Below are 24,087 nucleotides of genomic sequence, written 5' to 3'. Positions count from 1 at the left end.
GCATGGGGGAACATGTCGGTGGCGAGAGGAGCGAGGTCATGGCCCTGTTCAAGAAGCGCACGGCGGGCAAGCCGGGCGAGTGGTTCTACTGCCTGGAGCACAAGAAGGTCGAGGAGGGCCCGGACTGCCCGGGCAAGGACCGGTTCGGACCGTACGCCTCCCGGCAGGAGGCGCAGCACGCGATGGAGACGGCGCGCGAGCGCAACCTCGAGTGGGAGAACGACCCCCGCTGGCACGACGCCTCCGCGGGCCGGACCACCGAGGACGACTGATCACGCGGAGGCGGTCCGCGCCGCGGCTGCGCGCCGTTCGCGCAGCCGCACCGCGTGCTCGTTCGTCCGCGCGTCGTACGCCATCAGCCGCGGCAGGCACAGCGCCAGCAACGCCACCGCGCCCGCGCACAGCAGCCCGCCCGACCAGACCGACGCCCGCACACCCCACCACGCGGCGAGACCGCCCGCTCGGACCTGGCCGACCGTCGGCCCGACCGAGTACGACAGCAGCTCGATCCCGGCGAGCCGGCCGCGCAGCTCGTCCGGGATCGTCTGGTTCCACATGGCGGAGCGGAAGATCCCGCTGACCATGTCGCAGCCGCCCGCCACGGTCAGGAACAGCAGCACCAGCCATACGTTGCCGACGACCCCGGCGGCCGCGATCGCCAGGCCCCACCCGGCGGCCGCCAGCACGACCGCACGCCCGTGCCGGCGCACCCGCGAGGCCCAGCCGCCGGTCAGGCTGACCAGCAGCGATCCGAACGGCACCGCCGCGTACATCAGGCCCAGCGACCACTTCGCGCCCAGGTCGTCCGCGAGGAACGGCAGCACCGCCAGCGGCATCGCCAGGAACATCGCCGCCAGGTCGATCGCGTAGGTGCCGAGCAGCTCCTTGCGGCCCCACGCGTAGCGGGCGCCCTCGGCGATCGAGCGCAGGGAGGGCCGGGCGGCCTCGTGGGAGGCGGGGGAGGGGGCGATGCGGACGACGTACAGCACGGACACGGCGAAGGTGGCGAGGTCCGCGGCGTACGCCCAGCCGAGGCCCGCGTAGGCGACGACCAGGCCGGCGACGGCGGGGCCCGCGACGCCGCCCACGGTCCAGCGCAGGGAGTTCAGCGAGGCCGCCGCCGGCAGGTCGCCGTGCGCGACGATCCGCGGCCACAGCGAGTCCAGCGCCGGGCGCTGCACGGACACCAGCGCGGAGGACAGGGCCGCGACGAGGTACAGCGGCCACACGGCGGGACGCGGCAGCAGCGCGTCGAGCAGCACCAGCGCCGACAGCAGGCCCTGCCCGGCCTCCGTCCACAGGATCAGCTTCCGCTTGTCGAAGGCGTCGGCCAGCGCGCCGCCGTACAGCCCGCACACCACCAGCGGCACCAGTTCCACGGCCCCGAGGGCGCCCACCGCCGCAGCGGACCCGGTCAGCTCCTTGAGCTGCACGGGCAGCGCGACGAACGTCAGGAAGCTCCCGAAGCCCGAGATCAGCCCCGACATCCACAGCCGCCGGAAGTCGACCGAGGCCTTCCAGGGCGCGAGGTCGGGCAGCAGAGCACGAAGACGGGAGGGCGCGGTCACGAGGGAACATGCTCGACGGCCGCCCGGCCACGAGCAATCGCTTTTCCAGCAGCGCACCCCTCCTGCCACGGGCCTACCGCGGCCCGCCCCGGCCGATGTGTCACCGGCACCGCCGGACGCGGGGCCCCGGCGGGCGGGGGCCCCCGGTTTTCCGCAGCGGCCCCGCCGCATGTGCGCTGCTGTGCCGCCGGGGCCTTGGTGCGGGCTACTCCGGCTGGCCCGCTCCGGCGGCACGGAACGGCTTCCGGCGGCGGCGCGGACTGCCGCCGGGCCGGGCCTGCCGGGGGCTTCCACCTCGGCTTCCAGGAGCGGCCCCGCCGCTTGTGCCGATGTGCGACCGGCCGTTGGTGGTGGGGCCCCTGCGGCCGGCCCGCGTCGGCGGCACGGGCCGTTCCCGTTGGCGGCGCGTACCGCCGACCGGATGGGGCTGTCGGCGGCGCGTACCGCCGTCCGGCCCGGCCTGTCGGCGGCGCGGGCCGATGTCCGGCCTGCCGGGGCACGACCCGGTGTGGCACGGCCCGGTGCGGTGTGTCACCAGGGTGCCGGTGGTGGGGACGTCAGGGACTCCGCCAGGCGGGACAGGCGGTCGCGGAAGCGGCGGTGGCCTCTCGGGGCGCCCGGCACCGCGGTCTCCCCGGCCGCCGCGCTCACCAGGTGCTGGACCGTGTCGAGGTCCAGTTCCGCCCCCTCCGGCACCGTCAGCGCTTCGTGCGCCATCCCCGCCAGCTCGCCCCGAGCGTCACCGAGGGCCAGCACCATCACCCCGGCCCGCCGGGCGTCGTGCACCCGCTGCAGCAGCGGCTCCGGCTCACCGGGCGCCACGACGAGCAGCGTCTCGCCCCGCCGGGCCGCCTCGATCCGGCCCGGTCCGACCGCCAGGTGCGCCGGATCCGAGGGCCGGGCGTCGTGCCGGACCAGCGTGGGCGCCAGCTCCGGCATCCCCGACCAGGCGGCCTCGTCCACGAGATGCGCGGCGAGATGCCACGGCTCGTACTCCGGCGTGCCCACGAGCAGCAGCCCGCCCCCGTGCGACACGACCGACCCCCGCAGCGCCCCCGCGAATCTCCGCGTGGCCCCGAGCCACTCGGTCCCGGCGAGCACTTCCCGCAACAACGCGACCCGTACGGCGTCCATGGGCCCGCATCCTTGCGCAACCGGGCTCCCGGGACCCGGAGTTCGCCGCGGATTCCCCCGACCCGGGGACGGGCCCGGCGCCCGCTGCCCGCCCGCACCGCCGTGCGCGGGGCGACGTATGGTCAGCTCATGACCACTAGCGACAGCGCACAGAAGGCCCCTGCCAAGGACCCCTGGGACCTCCCGGACGTCTCCGGGCTCGTCGTCGGCGTGCTCGGCGGGACCGGGCCGCAGGGCAAGGGGCTGGCCTACCGCCTGGCCCGGGCCGGGCAGAAGGTGATCATCGGCTCCCGGGCCGCCGAGCGCGCGCAGGCAGCCGCCGGGGAACTCGGGCACGGCATCGAGGGCGCCGACAACGCCGAGACCGCCCGCCGCAGCGACATCGTCATCGTCGCCGTGCCGTGGGAGGGCCACGCCAAGACGCTGGAGTCCCTGCGCGAGGAGCTGTCCGGCAAGCTCGTCGTGGACTGCGTCAACCCGCTCGGCTTCGACAAGAAGGGCGCCTACGCGCTCAAGCCCGAGGAGGGCAGCGCCGCCGAGCAGGCCGCCGCCCTGCTGCCCGGCTCCCGGGTCACCGCCGCCTTCCACCACCTGTCGGCCGTGCTCCTCCAGGACCCGGCGATCGAGCAGATCGACACCGACGTGATGGTGCTCGGCGAGGCCCGCGCCGACGTGGAGATCGTCCAGGCCCTCGCCGGCCGCATCCCCGGCATGCGCGGCGTCTTCGCCGGCCGGCTGCGTAATGCCCACCAGGTGGAGTCGCTGGTCGCGAACCTGATCTCCGTCAACCGCCGGTACAAGGCGCACGCGGGGCTGCGTATCACCGACGTGTGAGCGATGGGGGACACTGGGGGCGTCGGAGATGCCCGCAGTGTCCCCCTGCCGCCCCGCGCGGCCACCGCGACCGCCGCCCCCGCGCGGCCACCGCGAGCACCCCCGGCGCCGCACAGACCCGACCGCCCGACCGCCCGAGCACCGACCGCCCGACCGTCCCGACAGGAGCCGACCCCCATGCCCCGCCTCGCCCTCTACGCCCTCGCCGTCTGCGTCCTCACCGTGGCCGCGGCCGTCGTGTCCTTCGTCCAGGGCAGCTGGCTGGGCGTCGTATGGATCCTGCTGGCGGGTGTGTCGTCCAACATGGCCTGGTACTACCTGCGGCGCGGCCGGACGGCGGCCGGCGCGGCTCACCAGAACCGGTAGAGCTCCCGGCCCCAGAAGGCGTCGAAGTCGCTCACGCCCAGGCCGCGCAGGATCGCGTGGACCGCGTCGAAGAACACGGAGTTCACCGACGGCACCCACAGCAGCGCGAACACGAACAGCAGCCCGAACTGCGCGTACGGCTCCACCTGCCGCTTCACCGCCGGCGACAGCCACGGCTCGAGCACGCCGTAGCCGTCCAGCCCCGGCACCGGCAGGAAGTTCAGGATCGCGGCCGTCACCTGCAGCAGCCCCAGGAACGCCAGCGCGTACCGGAAGTCGGCGGGCATCCCGTCCGGTGAGCCCAGCCAGAACGGGGCCGTGCACACCACGGCGAACACCACGTTCGTCAGCGGACCGGCCGCCGACACCAGGCTGTGCCGCCAGCGGCCCCGGATACGGCCCCGCTCAATGAAGACCGCGCCGCCCGGCAACCCGATCCCGCCCATGATCAGGAACGCGACGGGCAGCACGATGCTCAGCAGGGCGTGCGTGTATCTCATCGGGTTGAGCGTGAGATAGCCCTTCGCGCCGACCGTGACGTCCCCGCTGTGCAGCGCGGTGCGCGCGTGCGCGTACTCGTGCAGGCACAGGGAGACGATCCAGGCCGCCGTCACGAACAGGAACACCGCCACACCCGGCTGCTCGGCGAACCCGGTCCAGGCGGCCCACCCCGCCACCGCCGCCACGGCCACGATGCCGAGGAAGACGGGGCTGATCCGGCGGTCACTGCGACGGGTGGCGGCGGTCGTCATGGAGCTCCTGACTGGGGTGGGCGGCGGCACGCGGGTCGACGGTACAGGTGGTGCGGGAAGAACGTCCGGCGGGGAGCCCGGGGTTCCTGCCGGCACACGCGCGTGGGAAACCCGGAGGCGGCGCCCGTGCGTCCCCCGACACAATGGACCCCGTGCGCTACCGCATCCTCGGCACCACCCAGGCACTCCGCCCCGACGGCTCGGCCGTCGCGCTCGGCGGGGCGCGGCTGCGTGCCCTGCTGACCGTGCTCGCCCTGCGGGCCGGCCGTACCGTGCCCGCGACGCTGCTCGTGGAGGAGGTGTGGGCCCGCGACGACCCGCCCGCCGACGCGCCCGGGGCGCTGCAGGCGCTGGTCGGGCGGCTGCGCCGGGCGCTCGGCGCACAGGCCGTGGCCTCCGTCGACGGCGGCTACCGGCTCGCCGCCGTCGCCGACGACGTCGACCTGCACCGCTTCGAGCGGCTGGCCGGCGACGGACTGCGCGCCCTGGCCGACGGCGACCCCGCCAAGGCGGCCGCCCTACTCGACGACGCCCTCGCCCTGTGGCAGGGCCCCGCGCTCGCCGACCTGCCCGACCGCACCGCCGAGGCGGCCCGCTGGGAGACCCGCCGCCTGGACGTGCGGCGCGCCCGCCTGACCGCCGCGCTCGCCCTGGGCGAGGCCGACCGGGCGCTGCCCGAGCTGACCGCGCTGTGCGACGCCCACCCGCTGGACGAGCCGCTGCAGGCGCTGCGGCTGCGCGCCCTGCGCGACACCGGCCGCACCGCGCAGGCCCTCGCCGCCTACGACGGGATACGCGCCCTCCTCGCCGACCGCCTCGGCTCCGACCCGGGCCCGGAACTGCGCGCCCTGCACGCGCGGCTGCTGAACCCGGAGGAAGCGCACGACGGCGGGCCCGGCCCACTCCCGCACGCCCCCGGCCCCCGTGCCTACCCACCGGCCCCCGCCGCCCGGGAGACGGCCCCCGCTGCCCAGGGCACGGCCCCCGCCGCCCAGGGCACGGCCCCCGCCGCCCAGGACACGCCCCCCGCGGCCCCGCCCCCGCCGGGCACCCGCCCCGCGACCGCCGCCGCCCCGCAGCCCCCCGGCAACCTCCGGGCCCGGCTGACCTCTTTCGTCGGGCGGGAGACGGACATCGAGGCGATCAGGCAGGACCTGCGCACCGCCCGGCTGGTCACCCTCCTCGGACCCGGCGGGGCCGGCAAGACGCGCCTGTCGCAGGAGGCCGCCGAGAGCGCCCGGGACGCGGCCCGCGACGGCGTGTGGCTCGCCGAACTCGCGCCCGTGGACGACCCCGGCGCCGTCCCCGAGGCCGTCCTGACCGCCGTCGGCGCCCGCGAGACCGTGCTGCGCGGCGCCGGCGCCGAGGAGATGCGGGCCGTGGCCGAACGCCACGACGACCCCGTCGTCCGCCTCGCCGAGCACTGCGCCCGGCGCCGCATGCTGCTCATCCTCGACAACTGCGAACACGTCGTGGACGCCGCCGCCCGCCTCACCGAGGAGCTGCTGGCCCGCTGCCCGGAGCTGACCGTGCTGGCCACCAGCCGCGAACCCCTCGGCGTACCCGGCGAGGTGCTGCGCCCCGTGGAGCCGCTGCCCGAGCCGGTCGCGCTGCGGCTGCTCGCCGACCGCGGCGCCGCCGCCCGCCCCGGCTTCCGCACCGACGCCGACGAGGAGACCGCGGCGGCCTGCGCCGAGATCTGCCGCCGCCTCGACGGCCTGCCGCTCGCCATCGAACTCGCGGCGGCCCGGCTGCGCATGCTGACCGCGCGCCAGATCGCCGACCGCCTCGACGACCGCTTCCGGCTGCTCACCTCCGGCAGCCGCACGGTCCTGCCCCGCCAGCAGACCCTGCGCGCGGTCGTCGACTGGTCCTGGGACCTGCTCGACGAGGACGAACGGGACGTCCTGCGGCGGCTGTCCGTCTTCGCCGGCGGCTGCGACCTGCCCGCCGCGGAGGCCGTGTGCGGCCCCGCCGCCTTCGACGCGCTCGCCTCCCTCGTCGACAAGTCCCTCGTCGTCGCCTCCCCGACCGGCGAGGACGGCTCCATGCGCTACCGGCTGCTGGAGACGGTCGCCGAATACGCCGCCGAACGCCTCGACGCCCACGGCGCCCGCGCCGACGCCGAGCGCGCCCATCTGACGTACTACCGCGAACTCGCCCGCACCACCGACCCGCAGCTGCGCGGCCACGGGCAGCGCGCCGCGATCGAGCGCATCGAGCGGGAGTACGAGAACCTGCGCACCGCCCTGCGCCACGCCGTCGCCGCCCGCGACGAGCAGGAGGCGATGTGCCTGGTGCTGTCGCTGTGCTGGTACTGGCAGATGCGCGACCTGCGCATCGAGACCCGCAACTGGGCCGCCGAGGTCATGGCCCTCGGCCCCGACCCGTTCACCGAGCCGGTGCGCCCCGCCGCCCCGCTGTGGGAGCGCTGCACCGACGCGCCGCCCCCGATGACCGGCGAGGTGCTCGCCGAGGCCCGCCGCGGAGTCCACCTGATCCACCTCGCCTGCATGGACACCGAGATGGACGCCTGGCAGACCCCGCAGGCGCAGGAGAAGCTGCGGATCGTCAGCCGGACGTACACCCCGGGCCTGCCGCAGGCCTGCCGTCCGCCGGGCTACGTCTGGTTCTTCGCCGTGGTGCTCAGCGGCGACGTCGAGCGGATCCACACGATCGGCGACGCGGCCGTGGCGACCTGCCGCTCCCGCCCCGACTACGAGTGGGAACTCGCCCTCTGTCTCCAGATGCGCGCCAACCTCCTGGCCAACCGCACCGACTGGGCCGGTGACGCCGCCGCCGACGCCGACGAGGCGCTGGAGATCTTCCGCCGGCTCGGCGACGACTGGGGCGTCGCCGAGTCGCTGTCGGCGCGCGGCGAGGCCCACGAGCGCAAGGGCGAGTACACGGCCGCCGCCGCGGACTACGAGGCCGCCGGCGCCGTCGCCGAACGGCTCGGCGCCCGCGCCCAGCAGGCCGTGCTCACCGCCCGGCTGGGCACGGCGCTGCTGGAGGCGGGCGATCCGGAGCGCGGCGAGGCGCTGCTGCGCGAGGTGGCCGACCAGGCCGAGGGCATGGTCACCGAGGCCATGCCCGCCGCCCGGCTGTTCCTCGCCGGCTGGCTGAGCATCACCGGCCGCACCACGGAGGCCCGTGAGCTGATCAGACGGCTGCGGGAGGACTTCGGCCCGGCCTCCTTCTTCGTCTTCGACGGGTTCATCCTCACCCAGGAGGCCTGGCTGGAGGTGGTGGACGGCCGGTACGACGAGGCGCTGACCCTGACCCGGCGGGCGCTGGCCCAGGCGAACGAGCCGCTGTCGCGCACGATCGTGCCGCACATGCGCCCCCTGTGCCTGGTCCTGGCCGCCGCCGCCCTGGCCGGCGCGGACGGCGGCGCCCGCGCCCGGGACGGCGCCCGCTGCCTGGGCGCGGCCGAGGCGCTGCTGCCGCCCGGCCATGTCTCCGGCTACGCCGAACGCGCCGTCCACGACCTGGCCGAGGACGCGGTCCGCGCCGCACTCGGCGACGACGAGCAGTACGCCGCCGCATACGCCGAGGGCGCCGGCCTCTCCCCCGAGGAGGCCGTCGCCCTCGTATGACGTGCACCGGCGCGCAGCCACCCGGCGTCAGCTCTTGGTGCGGAACTTGTGGATGGCGACCGGGGCCATCACCGCGGTGATCGCCACCGACCAGGCCACCGTCACCCACAGGTCGTGGGCGACCGGGCCGCCGATCATCAGACCGCGCGCGGAGTCGGCGAGCGTGGACAGCGGGTTGTAGTCGGTGAAGGCCTGCAGCCAGCCCGGCATCGACTGGGTCGGCGCGAAGATCGACGAGCCGAACTGGAGCGGGAACAGCACCAGGAAGCCCATCGCCTGCACGGACTGCGCGTTCTTCAGCATCACGCCCAGCGTGAGGAACACCCACATGATCGAGGACGCGAACAGCGCGGACAGCCCGACCGTCGCGAACAGCCCCGGCCAGTTGGTGATGTCGAACCCGACGAGCACGGCGACGATCATCAGCACGGCCGTGGCGAACAGCATCCGCCCCAGCTCCACGGTGATCTTCGCGAAGAGCACGGAGCCGCGCCCGATGGGCAGGGTGCGGAAGCGGTCCATGACACCGCTGTTGAAGTCCTGGCTGAAGCCGGTGCCGACGCCCTGGGACAGGGTCATGCTCATCATCGCGATCATGCCCGGGATGACGTACTGCACGTACTGGTCCTGGCCGCCGCCGAGCGCCTGCCCGATGGAACCGCCGAAGACGTACACGAACAGCAGGGTGAAGACGACGGGCATCAGCAGCGCGTCGAACATCGACTCCGGGTCCTGGCGGATCCACAGCAGGTTGCGGCGGATGAGGGCGCCGGTGTGCCGCAGGTGCCCACGCAGCGGGATACGGACGTCGGTCGTGGTGACGGTCTGGGCGCTCATCACGGTCTGGGCGCTCATACGGCGACCTCCTGGCGTTCGTCGGCGGGCGTGGTGTCCTGCGGGGCGCCGGCGCGGTGGCCGGTGAGGGACAGGAACACCTCGTCGAGGCTGGGCAGTTCGGTGGTGATGGAGGACAGGGTGATGCCGCGCGCGGTGACCGCGCCGACCACCGCGGTCAGCTGCTCGTCGCTGAGGATCGGCACGAGCAGGGCGCCGGTCTCGGTGTCCACGGTGGTGGTGGCGAGCCCGGTGATGCCCAGTTCGTCGAGCATCCCGGCCAGCGGCTGGAGCTCCCGCGGGTCCAGCGGGCGGACCCGCAGCGTGCGCCCGCCGACCTTCGCCTTCAGCTCCTCGATGCCGCCGCCGGCGATGACCTTGCCGCGGTCCACGACGGTCAGCTCGGAGGCGAGCTGCTCGGCCTCCTCCATGTACTGCGTGGTCAGCAGCACGGTGACGCCGTCGCCGACCATCCGCTTGACCTCGTCCCACACCTCGTTGCGGGTGCGGGGGTCGAGCCCGGTGGTCGGCTCGTCCAGGTACAGCACGACCGGGTGGCCGATCATGGACGCGGCGAGGTCGAGCCGCCGCCGCATGCCGCCGGAGTACGTGCCCGCGGGCCGCTTGGCGGCCTCGGTCAGGGAGAACCGTTCGAGCAGCTCGTCCGCCCGGGCGCGGGCGTCCTTGCGGGACAGGTCGAGCAGCCGGCCGATCATGTACAGGTTCTCCCAGCCCGGCAGCTTCTCGTCCACCGAGGCGTACTGCCCGGTCAGCCCGATCACCCGCCGCAGCTGGCGGGGCTGCCGTACGACGTCGTAGCCGGCCACGAGGGCCTGCCCGGCGTCCGGCGCCAGCAGGGTGGACAGGATGCGCACGAGCGTGGTCTTCCCGGCGCCGTTCGGACCGAGCACACCCATCACGGTGCCCTCGCGCACGTCCAGGTCGACGCCGTCCAGCGCCTTGGTCTCGCCGTAGTGCTTGACCAGCCCCCGCACGGTGACGGCGCTGCCCGCGCCGCCGGGGTTGTTGTCGATTCGCGTCATGACCACGACGGTGTCAGCCCCCACCGACAAACCACCGACAGCCGGCCGACAGCCCGCCGCCGGCGCCGACATCCCGCCGACATGTCACAGGCCACGGCGCCGAGCCGTCACACGGTCACCGCACCGACCCAGCCGCACGAGCTGCGCAGCGCACGGCCCCGCCGGCGGGGGGAACCGGCGGGGCCGTTCGGTGTTGGCTTCGGTGGACGCCGTTCTCAGCCGGACGGTGTCCGTCAGTGGACGGAGTGCTCCTCCAGCGGGAACGTGCCGCCGACGACGTCATCGGCGAACGCCTTCGCCGCGTCGCCCATCACGGACCGCAGGTCGGCGTACTGCTTGACGAACTTCGGGACCCGCCCGCCGGTCAGCCCGAGCATGTCGGTCCACACCAGCACCTGCGCGTCCGTCTCCGCGCCCGCGCCGATGCCGACCGTCGGGATGTGCAGCACCCGGGTCACCTCGGCGGCCAGCTCGGCCGGCACCAGCTCCAGGACGACGGCGAAGGCGCCCGCGTCCTGCACGGCCTTCGCGTCCCGCAGCAGCTGCTGCGCCGCCTCCTCACCGCGCCCCTGGACGCGATAGCCCATGGCGTTCACCGACTGCGGGGTCAGCCCGATGTGGGCCATCACCGGGATGCCGGATTCCACCAGCAGGCGGATCTGCTCGTGGGAGCGTTCGCCGCCCTCCAGCTTCACGGCACCGACCCCGGCCTCCTTCACCAGCCGGGTCGCCGAGCGCAGCGCCTGCACCGGCCCCTCCTGGTAGGAGCCGAACGGCAGGTCCCCGACGATCAGCGCACGCCGGGTGCCGCGGACGACGGCCGCGGACAGCATGGTCATCTGGTCGAGTGTGACGGGTACGGTCGTGTCGTACCCCAGGTGGCAGTTGCCCGCCGAGTCGCCGACGAGCAGCACCGGGATCCCGGCCTCGTCGAAGACGGACGCGGTCATCGCGTCGTAGGCGGTCAGCATGGGCCACTTCTCGCCCCGCTCCTTGGCGGCGGCGATGTCCCGGACGGTGATGCGGCGGTTGGTCTTGCCCCCGTACAGCGCCTTGCTGCCGTCGGAGGGACCGCTCTGCGTGTTCGAGGCAGCCGGAAGCTGCGTCATGGCACGGCTCCTTACGTCATCTCGAGGCGCCCTGACGGCGTCCCCGGACCGCCTCCATGGTGGCACCTCGTGCCAGACACGGCTAGGGGGGCCCGCCATGGAGCCCGCCCGGGCAAGGACTCGCGACGTAAGAAGGGGGTAAAAAGACTTTCGATACGACACGGTCTCGTATCGAAAATGACTAGGCTCGCTCCCATGACCACTCCCGCCGTCTCCGCCCCCCGGATACCCGAAGCCGTGCACCGGCGTCGCTGGGCGATCCTCGGGGTCCTGATGCTCAGCCTGCTGATCGTCGTCCTGGACAACTCGATCCTGAACGTCGCGATCAAGACGATCTCCACCCCGGCCCCGACCGGCCTCGGCGCCACGCAGAGCGAGCTGGAGTGGGCGATCAACGCCTACACCCTCGTCTTCGCCGGCCTGCTGTTCACCGCCGGCCTGCTCGGCGACCGCCTCGGCCGCAAGAAGGTGCTGCTCGGCGGGCTCGCGGTGTTCGGCATCGGCTCCGCCCTGGCCGCCGAGTCCGGCTCCCCGGCGCAGCTCATCGCGTTCCGCGCGGTGATGGGCCTCGGCGCCGCCTTCGTCATGCCCGCCACCCTCGCCGTGCTGATGAACGTCTTCGAGCGCGACGAGCAGCCCAAGGCCATCGGCATCTGGGCGGGCGGCGTCGGCCTCGCCATCGCCATCGGCCCGATCACCGGCGGCGTCCTGCTCGACCACTTCTGGTGGGGCTCGGTCTTCCTGGTCAACGTGCCCATCGTGCTCCTCGCCCTGGCACTGATGCTGTGGCTGGTGCCCGACTCCCGCGACCCGAACCCCGGCCGTGTCGACCCCGTCGGCGTCGTCCTGTCCGTCGTCGGCCTGGTCCTGCTGGTCTACGGCATCATCAAGGGTGGCCAGCTCGCCGACTTCACCGACCCCACGGTCCTCGCGACCATCGCGGCCGGTGTGCTCGTCCTCGCCGCGTTCGTCGTGTTCGAAAAGCGCAGCGACCACCCGTCCATCGACGTCACCTACTTCAAGAACAAGGTCTTCTCCGCCGCCATCGGCGCGATAGCCCTGGTCTTCTTCGCGCTGATGGGCGTGACGTTCTTCTCGGTCTTCTACACCCAGAGCGTGCGCGGCTACAGCCCGCTGCAGACCGGCCTGCTGATGCTGCCGCTGGCCGCAGCCCAGATGATCTTCGCGCCGCGGGCCCGGCTGGTCGTCGACCGCTTCGGCAACCGGGCCACCACCACGGCCGGCATGCTGGTGATCGCCGCGATGCTGGCGGCGTTCGCGACGCTCCAGGCCGACACCCCGATCTGGCTGCTGGAAGTGATCTTCTTCCTGATGGGCACCGGCATGGCGCACATCATGACCCCGGTCAGCGTCGTCATCATGCAGGCCCTGCCGCGCGAGAAGGCCGGCTCCGCGTCCGCGCTGAGCAACACCTTCCGCCAGGTCGGCGGCGCCCTCGGCATCGCCGTCCTCGGCTCGGTGCTCTCCGCCGCCTACCGCAACGGCATCGAGGACAAGCTCGGCGCGCTGCCCGCCGGCCTGCGCGACGTCGCGGGCGAGTCCATCGAGGCCACCCTCGGTGTCGCCGCCAGGCTCGGCCCGCGCGGCAAGGGCCTCGTCGGCCCGGCCAACGACGCCTTCCTGCACGCCATGCACACCACCGCCCTGTGCGGCGCCGCAGTCGCCGTCGTCGGCGCGGTCGTCGTGGCGCTGTTCCTGCCGGGCCGCCCGACGGAGGGTCAGCGCGGCAAGGAAGAGCCGGAATTGGTCGCGGCCGCGGAATAGGACGTACCCGGCTCAGGGACAATTCCCGCAGGCCAGGAACGGACGAAGGGACGGGACGACGTGAGTCTTGCCGACAGCCGCAGCGAGGCACCGGTCCGGGGCCGGCCCCGCAGCGAGGCCGTGGAGCGCTCCATCCTCGAAGGGGCCATGAAACTCCTGGAGGAGGGCGTGCCGCTGGCCGAGCTGTCCATCGAGCGCATCGCGCGCACCGCGGGCGTCGGCAAGGCCACCATCTATCGCCGCTGGAGCGGCAAGGAGGAGTTGTTCGTCGACGTCATCCGGGCCGTCGAACCACCGGACCCGGAGCTGCCAGGCACGTCCACACGGGACGACCTGATCGCCCTGCTGGAGTCGCTGCGCCAGCGCGCCCTGGCCACCCGCTCCTCGGCGCTCCTGCACAACGCGCACGTGCAGATGAAGTCCAGCCCGAAGATCTGGGCGGCCTACCACGCCAATGTCGTCGTGCCCCGGCGCGACCTCGGCCTGGAGGTGCTGCGCCGCGGCCGCGAGGCCGGTGAGATCCGCGCCGACGTGGACCTGCAACTGGCCAACGACATGTTCGTCGGCCCCATCCTCATCCGCACCCTGCTGCGCCCCGAGGCCGACCTGCCCGAGGGGCTGGCCGAGGAAATCGTCGACACGGTCATGGAAGGACTACGCCCCGTCAGTTCCCAGCCGTAATGTGCAGGTTTCGTCACAACCGCCGTGCCCGGGGGCGCAACCGGAACTCCACGCGCCACCCCGTTCGTCCTCGTGCCCGTACGGCCGTCGCGAGACGGCAGGGTCAGAGCCGATCATCCCCTAGGGTCGTAAGGGCGCGGGGGACGACGGTGTGCACGGCAGGTAGTGAGGCGACGGTATGGCGCAGCAGGCATACGTGACGGAGACGGCCGACGGTGGCGCGGGAGACCAGCGCCCGGGAGTCCGGCTCCGGCGCGTGGTGGCCCGCTGGCTGCGGTCCTGGCGCGGGGACAGAGGCATCTGGCGGCGCGGCCTGCTCCTCGCGGCGGTCGCGGTGGCCCTGGCCCTCGTGATGCTGATCCACTCCCGCATCCCCAACACCTTCGGCAATCTGGGCAGTCTGACCGAGACGTTTCTGCCCTGGCTGGGCGTGCTGATCCCGCTGCTGGTCGTGGGCGCCCTGGTCCGCCGCTCGGTCACCGCCCTGATCGCGGTGGTGCTGCCCGCGATCGTGTGGCTGAACCTGTTCGGCGGGCTGCTCAGCGACAAGAGCGGCAGCGGCGGCGACCTGATGGTGGCCACGCACAACGTCAACGCCGACAACCCCGACCCCTCGGGCACCGCCCGCGAGGTCGCCGCGTCCGGCGCGGACATGGTCGCCCTGGAGGAGATCAAGGCGTCCGCGGTCCCCACGTACGAACAGGCGCTGGCGGCCACCTATCCGCACCACGCGGTCGTGGGCACGGTGGGCCTGTGGAGCAAGTACCCGATGTCCCACGTCGAGGCGGTGGACATCCGGCTGGGCTGGAAGCGGGCGATGCGCGCCACGGTCGCCACCCCCGAGGGCCCGGTCGCGGTCTACGTCGCCCATCTGCCGTCGGTGCGGGTGAAGGCGGCCGCAGGCTTCACGGCCCGCCAGCGCGACAAGAGCGCCGACGCCCTCGGCGAGGCCATCGCCGGCGAGTCACTGCCCCGGGTGATCCTGCTCGGCGACCTCAACGGCACCATGAACGACCGCGCCCTGAACGCGGTGACCTCCCAGATGCGCTCCACGCAGGGCGCGGCCGGGGACGGCTTCGGCTTCAGCTGGCCGGCGTCGTTCCCGATGGCCCGGATCGACCAGATCATGGTCAAGGGCGTCGAGCCGGAGAGCTCCTGGACCCTGCCGGCCACGTCCAGCGACCACCTTCCGGTCGCGGCGCGTGTGAAGGTGACCACAGCGGGCTCGTAAAACCGCAGGTCGCAGCGGAGCCGTAACCTGGGCGCCACCTGGCGGAATACTCCACCTGAGAGACTTTGTTCCGAACGGAAACATAGAGAGTTTCCGAACGTCCCCAAAGCCTCGAAAGGTACTTCATGCCCCTGGCCCTGCTCGCCCTCGCCGTGGGCGCCTTCGGCATCGGTACGACCGAGTTCGTGATGATGGGGCTGCTGCCCGACGTCGCGGGCGACCTCCACATCTCGATCCCCGCCGCCGGCCACCTGGTCTCGGCGTACGCCCTGGGCGTCGTCATCGGCGCGCCGCTGCTCGCGGCGCTCACCGCCCGCATGTCCCGCCGCACGGTGCTGATCGCCCTGATGGTCCTGTTCGTCGTGGGCAACGCCCTGTCCGCGCTCGCCCCCACGAACGCCACCCTGCTCGCGGCCCGCTTCCTCAGCGGCCTGCCGCACGGCGCCTTCTTCGGCGTGGGAGCCGTGGTCGCGACCGGCATGGTGGCGCCGGAACGCAAGGCCCGCTCGGTCTCCCTGATGTTCCTGGGCCTGACGGTCGCCAACATCGCCGGCGTCCCGGTGGCCACCCTGATCGGCCAGCACCTCGGCTGGCGGGCCGCGTTCCTCGGCGTCAGCGTGATCGGCCTGGCCGCGATCGCGTCGCTGGCCGCCCTGATCCCGCACGACCACACCCACGCCACGCAGAGCGGCCTGCGCGGCGAACTGGCCGCCCTGCGTTCGGTGCCGGTCTGGCTGGCCCTCGGCACGACGGTCGCCGGCTTCGGCGCGCTGTTCGCGGCGTACAGCTACATCACGCCGATGCTCACCGACGCCGCCGGTTACGCCGACGCGAGCGTGACCCTGCTGCTGGCCCTGTTCGGCGTGGGCGCGACGATCGGCAACCTGCTGGGCGGCCGCCTGGCGGACCACTCGCTGCGCGGCACCCTCTTCGGCGGCCTGGCGTCCCTGGCCGCGGTCCTGCTGCTGTTCCCGCTGCTGATGCACACGCAGGCCACGGCCGCGCTCGCGGTGGCCCTGCTGGGCACGGCGGCGTTCATCACGGGCTCCCCGCTGCAGCTGATGGTGATGGAGAAGGCGTCGGCGGCCCCGTCCCTGGCCTCCTCCGCCAACCAGGCCGCGTTCAACCTGGCCAACGCGGGCGGCGCCTGGATCGGCGGCCTGGCCCTCGCCGCCGGCTTCGGTGCGACGTCCCCGGCGCTGGCCGGCGCCCTGCTGGCGGTACTCGGCCTCGGCGTGGCGGCGGTCGCCTACGCGGTCGACCGCAGGTCCCCGCACACCGGCCGCGTGGTCGCCACGCACGTCCCGCACGAGGCACCCACCCTGCACCACTGACGACGAAGGGGGCGCCCCGGAGCGCGCCCCCTGACCCGTCTCAGGCGGACTCCCGCCACCCGTTGGTGATGGGCAGCCGCCGGTCCTTCCCGAACCCCTTGGGCGAGATCTTCGTCCCCGGCGGATACTGCCGCCGCTTGTACTCGGCGGTGTCGACCATCCGCAGCGTCCGCGTCACCAGCTCGCGGTCGTACCCGGCGGCGACGATGGCGTCCGCCCCGAGATCCCGGTCGACGTACAGCTCCAGTACGGCGTCGAGCACCGGGTAGTCCGGCAGCGAGTCGGTGTCGACCTGCCCCGGCCGCAGCTCGGCGCTCGGCGGCTTGGTGATGGAGTTCTCCGGGATGGGCGGCGTCTGCCCCCGCTGAACGGCGGCCCGGTTGCGCCACTCGGCCAGCCGCCAGATCCACGTCTTGTAGACGTCCTTGATGGGCCCGTACGCCCCCACGGAATCGCCGTACAACGTCGAATACCCGACCGCCAGCTCGGACTTGTTGCCCGGCGCGAGGACGATGTGGCCCTCCTGGTTGGACAGGGCCATGAGCAGCGTCCCCCGCAGCCGGGACTGCAGGTTCTCCTCCGCGAGCCCGGTCAGCTCGGCCGCCGCCATATAGGCGTCGAACATCGGCGCGATGGACACGGTACGGAAGTTCAGCCCGGTACGCCGGGCCAGCTCCGCCGCGTCCCCCCGGGAGTGCTCGGACGAGTACTTCGACGGCATGGCCACGCCATAGACGTTCTCGGCCCCCACGGCGTCGCACGCGATGGCCGCGACGAGCGCCGAGTCGATCCCCCCGGACAACCCGATGAGCACGGACCGGAAGCCGTTCTTCTGCACATACGCCCGCAGCCCCACGACGAGGGCGGAGTACACCTCTTCCTCGTCGTCGAGCCGCTCGGCGTAGGCGCCGCGGTGCTCCGGCACATAAGGGGCCACCGGCTCCTCGGACAGCACCACCCGGTCGATACGCAACCCGTCGTCCACGACCCCGTCGGGCGCCTCGGGAGCGGCGGCGGGCAGCTCCAGATCGAGCACCACGCACCCTTCGGAGAACTGCGGCGCCCGCGCGACGACCTCCCCGTCACGGTCCACGACGATCGAGTCACCGTCGAACACCAGCTCGTCCTGGCCGCCGATCATGGCGAGATAGGCGGTGGTGCACCCGGCCTCCTGCGCCCGCTTGCGGACCAGCTCCAGCCGGGTGTCGTCCTTGTTGCGCTCGTACGGCGAGGCGTTGACGGAGACCAGCAGCCCCGCCCCGGCGGACCGCGCCGCCGGCACGCGCCCCCCGTCCTGCCACAGGTCCTCACAGATGGCCAGGGCGATGTCGACGCCGTGCAGCCGCAGCACGGGCATGGAGTCGCCGGGCACGAAGTAGCGGAACTCGTCGAAGACGCCGTAGTTCGGCAGGTGGTGCTTGGCGAAACTCAGCACCACGTCCCCGCGGTGGAGCACCGCGGCGGCGTTCTGCGGCGCGCCGGCCGGCTGGCCGTACTTCGGCTGGGCGGTCTCGCAGCGGTCGAGGTAGCCGACGAGCACGGGAAGCTCTCCGAGCCCCTCCTCGACGAGCCGCGCGGCGAGCGTGCGCAGCGCGGCGCGGGACGCCTCCACGAACGAGGACCTGAGGGCCAGGTCCTCGACGGGATAGCCGGTCAGCGCCATCTCCGGAAACACCGCGAGATGCGCCCCCTGCTCGGCGGAGTGCCGGGCCCAGCGGACGATCGTCTCGGCGTTCCCGGCGAGGTCGCCGACGCGCGAGTCGATCTGATTCAGAGCGAGACGAAGTTGAGGCACACGACCAGTCTAATCGTCACCCCGACACAATGCCCCCCGGACGTGCGGCACACGGCCCACGAGCCCGGAGTTGAACTCCGCGGCACGCATGCCCGCGGCTTGAGCGGACAAGCGGCCCGCCGGGGCTACACAGGACGGCGCCCGCGGCTGCGCGCGCACCCGCGGGCGGCAGCGGCGACGGCCTGCAGTCGCCGACGGCGGGGAGGGGGCGGGGTGGGGGGTGTCCGCCCGCAGCGGCCGGCACCGGGCAACAGTAAGCGCGTCGGAAGCGGGCGGCCGGACCGAGGACGGACACCCCCCACCCCGGCCCCGACTCAGAAACCGGCCGTAGGCGCTACCGCAACCGGCCACCGGACAGCAACGGGCCGCCGCAGGCACAAAGGGGCGCGGGGAACTGCGCGCCCAGCCGCAACGAAAGCCGTAGCCGAAACAAGACTCCGCGCCGCAGGCACCCGCGACCAGCCACAACGAAAGCCGCAGCCGACACACGACCCCGCGCCGCAGGCACCCGCGACCAGCCCCAACGAACCCCGCACACAAACAACCGCGCCCGCCCCCCAAAAAACGGAGGGCGGGCGCGCGATGTCGCGACTCAGTGGCGCCGGTAAGACGCCACGTACCCGTCACCCGGCGACCCGACCCCGGTCACGTCGTCGTACCCCTTGACGGCCGAGAGCGAGCTGTCCTTGCCCAGGCTGCGCACCGACGTGCTCAGCCCCCCGCTCGCGTCCACTCCGTTGACGAAGTCCACGCGGGCCACGGCCAGTCCACTCCCCGTCGGGTTGTCCGTCACGTCGTGGTACGCCTTCGACCCGTACCGGGCGTAGATCTCCGGGTTCGCGAACCCGAGCGCCTGCCCGCCCCGAGCCTCCTGCGCCAGCGCCTGCACACCGGCGATCACGGGCGCCGCCAGGGACGTACCACCGATGCGGTACTCGTCGTAGCGCTGCGACCCGTCCGGGAAGGTCTGGGTCTGCCCGACCAGGAACCCGGTGTTCGGGTCGGCGATCGCGGAGATGTCCGGCACGACCCGGTTCCCGGCGGCGCCGTTGGCCTGGGCGAGGGCGTCCGGCACGACGCCCTTCTGGTAGTACGGCTGAGCCACGGTCTTGCTGGTGCCGCCACCCGCACCGGAGGTGTACGCCCCGGGGAAGCCCACCCAGCTCTTGCCGTCGGCCGACAGCACGGCCTTCTCGGTGCCCCAGCCGGTCTCGAACTGGTACTTGTCACCCTTGCCGACGGCCAGCGAGGTACCGCCCACCGCGGTCACCCACGCCGAGTTCGCCGGCGTGTCCACCTGCTTGGTGCCGGTGTTGGCGACCTCGTCCCCGTTGTCGCCGGAGGAGAAGTAGAACCCGATGCCCTCGACGGCGCCGAACTGGAACACCTGGTCGTACGCGGCCGCGAGGTCGGGCGTCTGGTTGGCCTCGATGTCGCCCCACGAGTTGGAGACGATGTCGGCGAGGTGCCCGTCCACGATCTTGCTGAGCGAGTCCAGCAGGTCGTCGTCGTTGCAGGACGCCGCTCCGACGTACGTGATCTGCGCGGCGGGCGCCACCGCGTGCACGGCCTCGACGTCGAGGGTTTCCTCGCCGTACCAGCCGGCGGCCCCGCACTCCTTGGTGTGGGTGTAGTTGTTCGGCAGCGCCTGCCGCAGCTGCCCGGTGCTCCAGCGGGCGTCCCCGTGCTTGCCGGCGTAGGTCGCCACGTCGTAGGCGAGCGTCGGCGAGGCGTAGGCGTCGGTGATGGCGACGCGCACCCCCTTGCCGGTGTACTTGCCCGCGCCGTACGCGGAACGCAGCTGCTTGCCGGTGTATCCGTGCACCGCGTACGGGATCTTCTGTCCGTAGGCGTCCGGCAGCGTGGAGGCGATGTTCGAGCCGTAGTACGACGAGAACGGCCCGGCGTTGCGGAACACGGCGTCCGGCGGCGGCAGCTGGTCCTTGTGGCTCGCCTTGTGCGGCGCGTTGTCGAGACCGGTGACGGTCAGGACGGCGTCCCGCACATCGGCGGGCACGGAGACCGTGGCGGCGGGAGCGCGGTAAGTGGCGCCGCCCTTGGCGAAGTTGTGCAGCTGCGTACCGAACGCCTTCTCCGCGGCCGCGACGTCGCCGCTCACGGCGACGTAGTGCGCGGTGACGGAGGTGACCTTCAGCCCGGCGGACGTCAGCCAGGACGTGACCGCGGACACCTGCGCCGCCGTCGCGCCGAAGCGCGCCTGGGTCTGGCGCTCGGACAGGTACTTGCCGTGCTGCGGGGAGGACGGGTCGGAGACGGCCCGGGCGTAGGCGGCCAGCCCGGCCGCGTCCCGGCCGGCGAGGTAGACGCGCGCGGACACCTGTGCGGAGTCGGCCGTCGCGCCCTTGTCCGCCTTGGCCGTGGCCCACGCCGGCTTGGTCCCTGCCAGCGCGTCCCGGTGCGGGTTGTCCGCGGCGCTGGCCGCGGGTATGCCGAGCGCGAGGGCGCCCGCGAGCATGGGCAGGGTGGCTGCCAGGCTCACGGAGGCGCGCAGCGCGGCGCGGTTGGATCTCATGGAACCCCCTGTGCGGTTCGTCGGCGAGTGGATCACTCGACGGTGCTCACTCTGTCGATGAACTGTTCATGTCAGGGGAATAAGAAGGCCAAAAGGAACCCAATAAAGTTTGCTACGCGCGAGGCGCGGACCCCCGCTGCCTCAACATGTCGGCCATCACCCGCAGTTCGGACTCCTGGCCCTCGACCATGCCCCGGGCCAGCCGCTTCTCGGCCTCCACCGTGCACCGCCGGACGCATCCCTCGGCCATGTGGATGCCGCCCTTGTGATGGTCCGTCATCAGCTGGAGGTAGAGGACCTCGGCGGACTTCCCGCTCAGCCCCTGAAGCTTCTTCAACTCGGCGTTGGTCGCCATCCCCGGCATCAGCGCGCCGTCCGCGGTCTTGCCCGAGGCCATGCCTCCCATGTCCATCCAGGTCATCGGCGGCTCGGACGTGACCTTCGGCAGCCCCCACAGGTCGAGCCAGCCGAGCAGCATGCCGCGCTGGTTGGCCTGCGTCTGCGCGAGGTCGTAGGCGAGGCGTCGTACATCCTCGTCGTTCGTGCGGTCGCGCACGATGAACGACATCTCCACGGCCTGCTGATGATGGACGGCCATGTCCCGGGCGAACCCGGCGTCCGCGGACTCGGTCCCCGGCGAGCGCGGGGCGGACCCCTCCTCCTCGGCGACCGCGTACGTGATCGCACCGGCGGCGACGAGCGCGGCCGCGGCGGCCCCGGCGATCAGCCCGATGTGCCTCACTTCATCGTCCCGCTGGTGCACGGGGCGCCGGGCTCCGGCGTCTGGGCGCCCTGCACATAGGTGGAGAGGAACTTGTTGACGGCCGGGTCGTCGGCACCGCGCACGCTCACCTGGTGCCCCCACGCCGACAGCACGATCGGCGCCGACTGGTGCGCGTACGGGCTCATCAGCGTGTACGGCGTCGCCTTGACCCGCGCGGCGAGCGCGGCCACGTCCGACTTCGCCGCCTTGCCGGTGTACGTCACCCAGACGGCGCCGTGCTCGAGGGAGTGCACGGCCATCTCGTCCTTGACCGGCTCGGTGTAGACGGTGCCGTTGCAGTCGGCCCACACGGGGTTGTGGTCGCCGCCGACCGGCGGGTGCATCGGATAGGTCACCGGCGTGGTGACGTGGTTGCGGCTCAGCGCGCCCTTCCAGGTCCGCACGCCGTCCGGTCCGGTGACGAACTGCCCGCCCGCCGCACTCTTGGCCTCGACGCCGCCGTTCTTGCCGTCGGCACCGGGGCTGGAGGCGGCACCGGCACCGGCGGCCGCGTCGGCCTTGCCGCCACCGCCGTCGTCGGACCGCGCCTGCACCACGAACACGGCACCGGCGGCGAGCGCCGCCACGACGACCGCGCTCGCGGCGACGGCGAGACCCCGGCGGCGCCGCAGGCGGCCCTGCTCGGCCTGGCGCAGGGCGGCGACGTGGGCCTTGCGGGTGGCGCTGGTGTCGTGGTCGGTGTGCGCGGAACCCATGGGGTGTGTCCTTCGGTGAAAGGGACGGGGGCGGTGGGGCCCGCTGATCGTAGTGGGGGAGGAGGGGCGCGCAGTAGACGGACACCGGCCGCCGCACGAGAACCGCGCCATCCGGTGACCCACACGCACACCTGTACCGACCCCGCGCCCGCAGGTGCCGATTATTTGGATATTTGGAGTCCGCAATGCGTATTACCTAGGCTGGCGGTATGCGTCTCCTGCGCTCCACCGACCTCGCGCTGCGCGTCCTGATGCGGCTCGCCGTCGCGGGGACGTCCACGCCGCCGACCCGCCAGGTGGCCGCGGACATGGACGTGCCGTACACGCACGCCGCGAAGGTCGTCGCCGAGCTGCAGCACCTGGGCCTGGTGGACGCCCGCCGGGGCCGCGGCGGCGGGCTCTCGCTCACCGAGAAGGGCCGGACGGCCTCCGTCGGCGCGGTGGTGCGCACCTTCGAGGGCGACGGCGACGTCGTCGACTGCGAGGGGCTCACACCCTGCCCCCTGAACTCCGGCTGCCGCCTGCGCGGCGCCCTGCGCCGGGCCCAGGAGGCGTTCTACGCCACGCTGGACCCGGTCACGGTGGCGGACATCGTCACCGACCCGACGGGACCGCTGCTGCTGGGAATCGCCAAGTCTCCCTGAGGGACCGCCGCCCCGGGAAAGCCGGAACGGGCCGCAGAGCCCTGGCTCAGCCCTGGGCCGGCCACAGGTCGGGACCGAACACCTCGTAGTGGATGTCGGCGGCGGCGACACCCTTGGCGAGCAGCTGCTCGCGCACGGCGCGCATGAACGGCAGCGGACCGCACAGGTACGCGCGCGTGCCGGCCGGCACCGGGACGTCGGCGAGGTCGACGAGGCCGCCGCGGGCGCCGGCGGGCACGTCCTGCTCGTACCAGAAGTGCACGGTGGCGTCGGCGAGCTTGCCGGCGTAGGCCTCCTGCTCGGTGCGCAGCGCGTGGTCGGCGGGGGAGCGGTCGCCGTGGACGACGGTGACCGGCGCGGCGTGCGCGTCCTCGGCGAGCTGGGCCAGCATCGCGATCATCGGGGTGACGCCGATCCCGGCGGAGGCCAGCAGCACGGGCGCGCCGGGGGCGTCGTCGAGGACGAGGTCGCCGTACGGCTCCGACAGCACCAGGGTGTCGCCGACGCGCACGTGCGCGTGGAGGTGGCTGGAGACCTCGCCGGCGGGGGTGACGCCGGCGCCGGTCACGCGCTTGACGCTGAACTGGCGCACGGTCTCGCCCGGCGCGCCGGAGAGGCTGTACTGGCGTATCTGACGGGCGCCGTCGGGCAGCTCGACCTGGACCGAGACGTACTGGCCGGCGCGGACGTCGCGCACCGGGCCGCCGTCGGCCGGCCGCAGCCGGAAGGTGACGACGTCCGGCGTCTCCTCGATGCGCTCGACGACCTCCCACGGACGCCGGCCCTGGTCGGTGCTCTCCTCGTACAGCCGCTTCTCGATCGCGATGAGCGCGTTGGCCATCAGCCAGTAGACCTCGTCCCAGGCGGCGGCCACCTCGGGCGTGACGGCCTCGCCGAGGATCTCGGCGATGGCGGCGAAGAGGTGCTCGCGCACGACCTCGTACTGCTCGGGGGTCACACCGAGGGAGGCGTGCTTGTGGGCGATCCGGCCGAGCACGGCGTCGGGCCGCTGGTCCGGGTGGTCCAGCAGGTGCACGGCGAAGGCCGCGATGGAACCCGCGAGGGCCTGCTTCTGGGCGCCGGAGGCCTGGTTGCCGCGGTTGAACAGGTCCCGCAGCAGCCCCGGGTGGGCCTCGAAGAGCCGGGCGTAGAAGCGCTCGGTGATCTCCGGGAGGGCGCCCGCGACGGCGGGCAGCGTGGCGCGGACGGTGGCTGCTGACTGCTCGGACAGCATCGCTGCTCCTCCTGGCTCGACTGATCCGGACGGTATGAAAAGTTGCATCTGAGATGCAAATTAACTGGGCGTGTCATCGCTCACGTCGCGCCCCGGACCGGCCATTACGGATGCGGGCCCGAGCAGGCAAGA

At 73.2% G+C, this 24,087-nt stretch carries 20 protein-coding genes; 9 read left to right on the top strand and 11 right to left on the bottom strand.

What is annotated here, in order from left to right; translation table 11 throughout:
• Positions 1-38 precede the first annotated feature (38 nt).
• Complete coding sequence (locus tag AC0B9F_RS02010; protein WP_471998272.1) at positions 39-272, top strand: hypothetical protein; 234 nt, start codon at positions 39-41, stop codon at positions 270-272.
• On the opposite strand, the gene AC0B9F_RS02005 is transcribed toward AC0B9F_RS02010, so the two are convergent.
• Positions 273-1,568, bottom strand: coding sequence for an MFS transporter (locus AC0B9F_RS02005; protein WP_471998271.1), 1,296 nt, complete (start codon positions 1,566-1,568; stop codon positions 273-275).
• Positions 1,569-2,099: 531 nt separating this feature from the next.
• Positions 2,100-2,702 (bottom strand): hypothetical protein, encoded by a 603-nt coding sequence (locus tag AC0B9F_RS02000; RefSeq protein WP_471998270.1) that lies wholly within the window; start codon positions 2,700-2,702, stop codon positions 2,100-2,102.
• Between the two features lie 129 nt (positions 2,703-2,831).
• Between AC0B9F_RS02000 and npdG the strand changes: the two genes are divergently transcribed.
• Together npdG and AC0B9F_RS01990 are read left to right on the top strand one after the other, a co-directional pair.
• The gene (npdG, locus tag AC0B9F_RS01995) at positions 2,832-3,536 is read left to right on the top strand and encodes an NADPH-dependent F420 reductase (protein ID WP_471998269.1); all 705 of its coding nucleotides are present in this window, start codon (positions 2,832-2,834) and stop codon (positions 3,534-3,536) included.
• Between the two features lie 177 nt (positions 3,537-3,713).
• Positions 3,714-3,902 (top strand): hypothetical protein, encoded by a 189-nt coding sequence (locus AC0B9F_RS01990; protein WP_471998268.1) that lies wholly within the window; start codon positions 3,714-3,716, stop codon positions 3,900-3,902.
• On the opposite strand, the gene AC0B9F_RS01985 is transcribed toward AC0B9F_RS01990, so the two are convergent.
• Positions 3,887-4,654, bottom strand: coding sequence for a site-2 protease family protein (locus tag AC0B9F_RS01985; protein ID WP_471998267.1), 768 nt, complete (start codon positions 4,652-4,654; stop codon positions 3,887-3,889). The genes AC0B9F_RS01990 and AC0B9F_RS01985 overlap by 16 nt on opposite strands.
• 143 nt (positions 4,655-4,797) lie before the next feature.
• Here AC0B9F_RS01985 and AC0B9F_RS01980 point away from each other — a divergent pair, with 143 nt between their 5' ends.
• Entirely contained in the window at positions 4,798-8,253 is a 3,456-nt protein-coding gene (locus AC0B9F_RS01980) for an AfsR/SARP family transcriptional regulator (protein WP_471998266.1), read from the top strand.
• 27 nt (positions 8,254-8,280) lie between these two features.
• On the opposite strand, the gene AC0B9F_RS01975 is transcribed toward AC0B9F_RS01980, so the two are convergent.
• From AC0B9F_RS01975 to panB, 3 genes are all read right to left on the bottom strand, one after another.
• A complete protein-coding gene (locus tag AC0B9F_RS01975; RefSeq protein ID WP_471998983.1) occupies positions 8,281-9,090 on the bottom strand; it encodes an ABC transporter permease in 810 nt (269 codons plus the stop codon).
• 14 nt (positions 9,091-9,104) lie between these two features.
• On the bottom strand, positions 9,105-10,130 hold the full coding sequence (locus tag AC0B9F_RS01970; RefSeq protein WP_471998265.1) for an ATP-binding cassette domain-containing protein: 1,026 nt from the start codon (positions 10,128-10,130) through the stop codon (positions 9,105-9,107).
• A gap of 233 nt (positions 10,131-10,363) precedes the next feature.
• The gene (gene panB, locus AC0B9F_RS01965) at positions 10,364-11,239 is read right to left on the bottom strand and encodes a 3-methyl-2-oxobutanoate hydroxymethyltransferase (protein WP_471998264.1); all 876 of its coding nucleotides are present in this window, start codon (positions 11,237-11,239) and stop codon (positions 10,364-10,366) included.
• A gap of 195 nt (positions 11,240-11,434) precedes the next feature.
• Between panB and AC0B9F_RS01960 the strand changes: the two genes are divergently transcribed.
• The 4 genes from AC0B9F_RS01960 (at position 11,435) to AC0B9F_RS01945 (ending at position 16,270) form a co-directional block, all read left to right on the top strand.
• Positions 11,435-13,024: an MFS transporter gene (locus AC0B9F_RS01960; RefSeq protein WP_471998263.1), complete on the top strand. Its 1,590-nt coding sequence runs from the start codon at positions 11,435-11,437 to the stop codon at positions 13,022-13,024.
• Between the two features lie 60 nt (positions 13,025-13,084).
• Entirely contained in the window at positions 13,085-13,705 is a 621-nt protein-coding gene (locus AC0B9F_RS01955) for a TetR/AcrR family transcriptional regulator (RefSeq protein WP_471998262.1), read from the top strand.
• Between the two features lie 178 nt (positions 13,706-13,883).
• On the top strand, positions 13,884-14,936 hold the full coding sequence (locus AC0B9F_RS01950) for an endonuclease/exonuclease/phosphatase family protein (RefSeq protein WP_471998261.1): 1,053 nt from the start codon (positions 13,884-13,886) through the stop codon (positions 14,934-14,936).
• 125 nt (positions 14,937-15,061) lie between these two features.
• Positions 15,062-16,270 (top strand): MFS transporter, encoded by a 1,209-nt coding sequence (locus AC0B9F_RS01945; protein WP_471998260.1) that lies wholly within the window; start codon positions 15,062-15,064, stop codon positions 16,268-16,270.
• Between the two features lie 40 nt (positions 16,271-16,310).
• Here the strand turns inward: AC0B9F_RS01945 and AC0B9F_RS01940 are convergent, their stop codons facing one another.
• From AC0B9F_RS01940 to AC0B9F_RS01925, 4 genes are all read right to left on the bottom strand, one after another.
• Positions 16,311-18,065, bottom strand: a complete 1,755-nt coding sequence (locus AC0B9F_RS01940) for an NAD+ synthase (RefSeq protein ID WP_471998259.1) — start codon at positions 18,063-18,065, stop codon at positions 16,311-16,313.
• Between the two features lie 592 nt (positions 18,066-18,657).
• Entirely contained in the window at positions 18,658-20,598 is a 1,941-nt protein-coding gene (locus AC0B9F_RS01935) for a S53 family peptidase (protein WP_471998258.1), read from the bottom strand.
• 112 nt (positions 20,599-20,710) lie between these two features.
• Positions 20,711-21,340: a DUF305 domain-containing protein gene (locus tag AC0B9F_RS01930; RefSeq protein ID WP_471998257.1), complete on the bottom strand. Its 630-nt coding sequence runs from the start codon at positions 21,338-21,340 to the stop codon at positions 20,711-20,713.
• The gene (locus AC0B9F_RS01925; RefSeq protein ID WP_471998256.1) at positions 21,337-22,077 is read right to left on the bottom strand and encodes a DUF3105 domain-containing protein; all 741 of its coding nucleotides are present in this window, start codon (positions 22,075-22,077) and stop codon (positions 21,337-21,339) included. The genes AC0B9F_RS01930 and AC0B9F_RS01925 overlap by 4 nt, the downstream gene beginning before the upstream one ends.
• Positions 22,078-22,286: 209 nt before the next feature.
• Between AC0B9F_RS01925 and AC0B9F_RS01920 the strand changes: the two genes are divergently transcribed.
• The gene (locus AC0B9F_RS01920) at positions 22,287-22,721 is read left to right on the top strand and encodes an RrF2 family transcriptional regulator (RefSeq protein ID WP_471998255.1); all 435 of its coding nucleotides are present in this window, start codon (positions 22,287-22,289) and stop codon (positions 22,719-22,721) included.
• A gap of 46 nt (positions 22,722-22,767) precedes the next feature.
• Here the strand turns inward: AC0B9F_RS01920 and AC0B9F_RS01915 are convergent, their stop codons facing one another.
• Positions 22,768-23,955 (bottom strand): globin domain-containing protein, encoded by a 1,188-nt coding sequence (locus AC0B9F_RS01915; protein ID WP_471998254.1) that lies wholly within the window; start codon positions 23,953-23,955, stop codon positions 22,768-22,770.
• Positions 23,956-24,087 lie beyond the last annotated feature (132 nt).

The organism is Streptomyces sp. NPDC097129, from assembly GCF_055668065.1.
Note: the sequence above shows the minus strand (reverse complement) of the source record. Positions and strands in the feature narration are given on the sequence as shown.

Bases quoted from the DNA above. Each gene is read 5' to 3' on its own strand.
- AC0B9F_RS01980 (WP_471998266.1), top strand. From the start codon at position 4,798: ATGGACCCCGTGCGCTACCGCATCCTCGGCACCACCCAGGCACTCCGC.
- AC0B9F_RS01950 (WP_471998261.1), top strand. From the start codon at position 13,884: ATGGCGCAGCAGGCATACGTGACGGAGACGGCCGACGGTGGCGCGGGA.
- AC0B9F_RS01975 (WP_471998983.1), bottom strand. From the start codon at position 9,090: ATGAGCGCCCAGACCGTCACCACGACCGACGTCCGTATCCCGCTGCGT.
- AC0B9F_RS01970 (WP_471998265.1), bottom strand. From the start codon at position 10,130: ATGACGCGAATCGACAACAACCCCGGCGGCGCGGGCAGCGCCGTCACC.
- AC0B9F_RS01935 (WP_471998258.1), bottom strand. From the start codon at position 20,598: ATGAGATCCAACCGCGCCGCGCTGCGCGCCTCCGTGAGCCTGGCAGCC.
- AC0B9F_RS01990 (WP_471998268.1), top strand. From the start codon at position 3,714: ATGCCCCGCCTCGCCCTCTACGCCCTCGCCGTCTGCGTCCTCACCGTG.
- AC0B9F_RS02010 (WP_471998272.1), top strand. From the start codon at position 39: ATGGCCCTGTTCAAGAAGCGCACGGCGGGCAAGCCGGGCGAGTGGTTC.
- AC0B9F_RS01960 (WP_471998263.1), top strand. From the start codon at position 11,435: ATGACCACTCCCGCCGTCTCCGCCCCCCGGATACCCGAAGCCGTGCAC.
- AC0B9F_RS01925 (WP_471998256.1), bottom strand. From the start codon at position 22,077: ATGGGTTCCGCGCACACCGACCACGACACCAGCGCCACCCGCAAGGCC.
- npdG (WP_471998269.1), top strand. From the start codon at position 2,832: ATGACCACTAGCGACAGCGCACAGAAGGCCCCTGCCAAGGACCCCTGG.
- AC0B9F_RS01920 (WP_471998255.1), top strand. From the start codon at position 22,287: ATGCGTCTCCTGCGCTCCACCGACCTCGCGCTGCGCGTCCTGATGCGG.
- AC0B9F_RS01915 (WP_471998254.1), bottom strand. From the start codon at position 23,955: ATGCTGTCCGAGCAGTCAGCAGCCACCGTCCGCGCCACGCTGCCCGCC.
- AC0B9F_RS02000 (WP_471998270.1), bottom strand. From the start codon at position 2,702: ATGGACGCCGTACGGGTCGCGTTGTTGCGGGAAGTGCTCGCCGGGACC.
- panB (WP_471998264.1), bottom strand. From the start codon at position 11,239: ATGACGCAGCTTCCGGCTGCCTCGAACACGCAGAGCGGTCCCTCCGAC.
- AC0B9F_RS01945 (WP_471998260.1), top strand. From the start codon at position 15,062: ATGCCCCTGGCCCTGCTCGCCCTCGCCGTGGGCGCCTTCGGCATCGGT.
- AC0B9F_RS01985 (WP_471998267.1), bottom strand. From the start codon at position 4,654: ATGACGACCGCCGCCACCCGTCGCAGTGACCGCCGGATCAGCCCCGTC.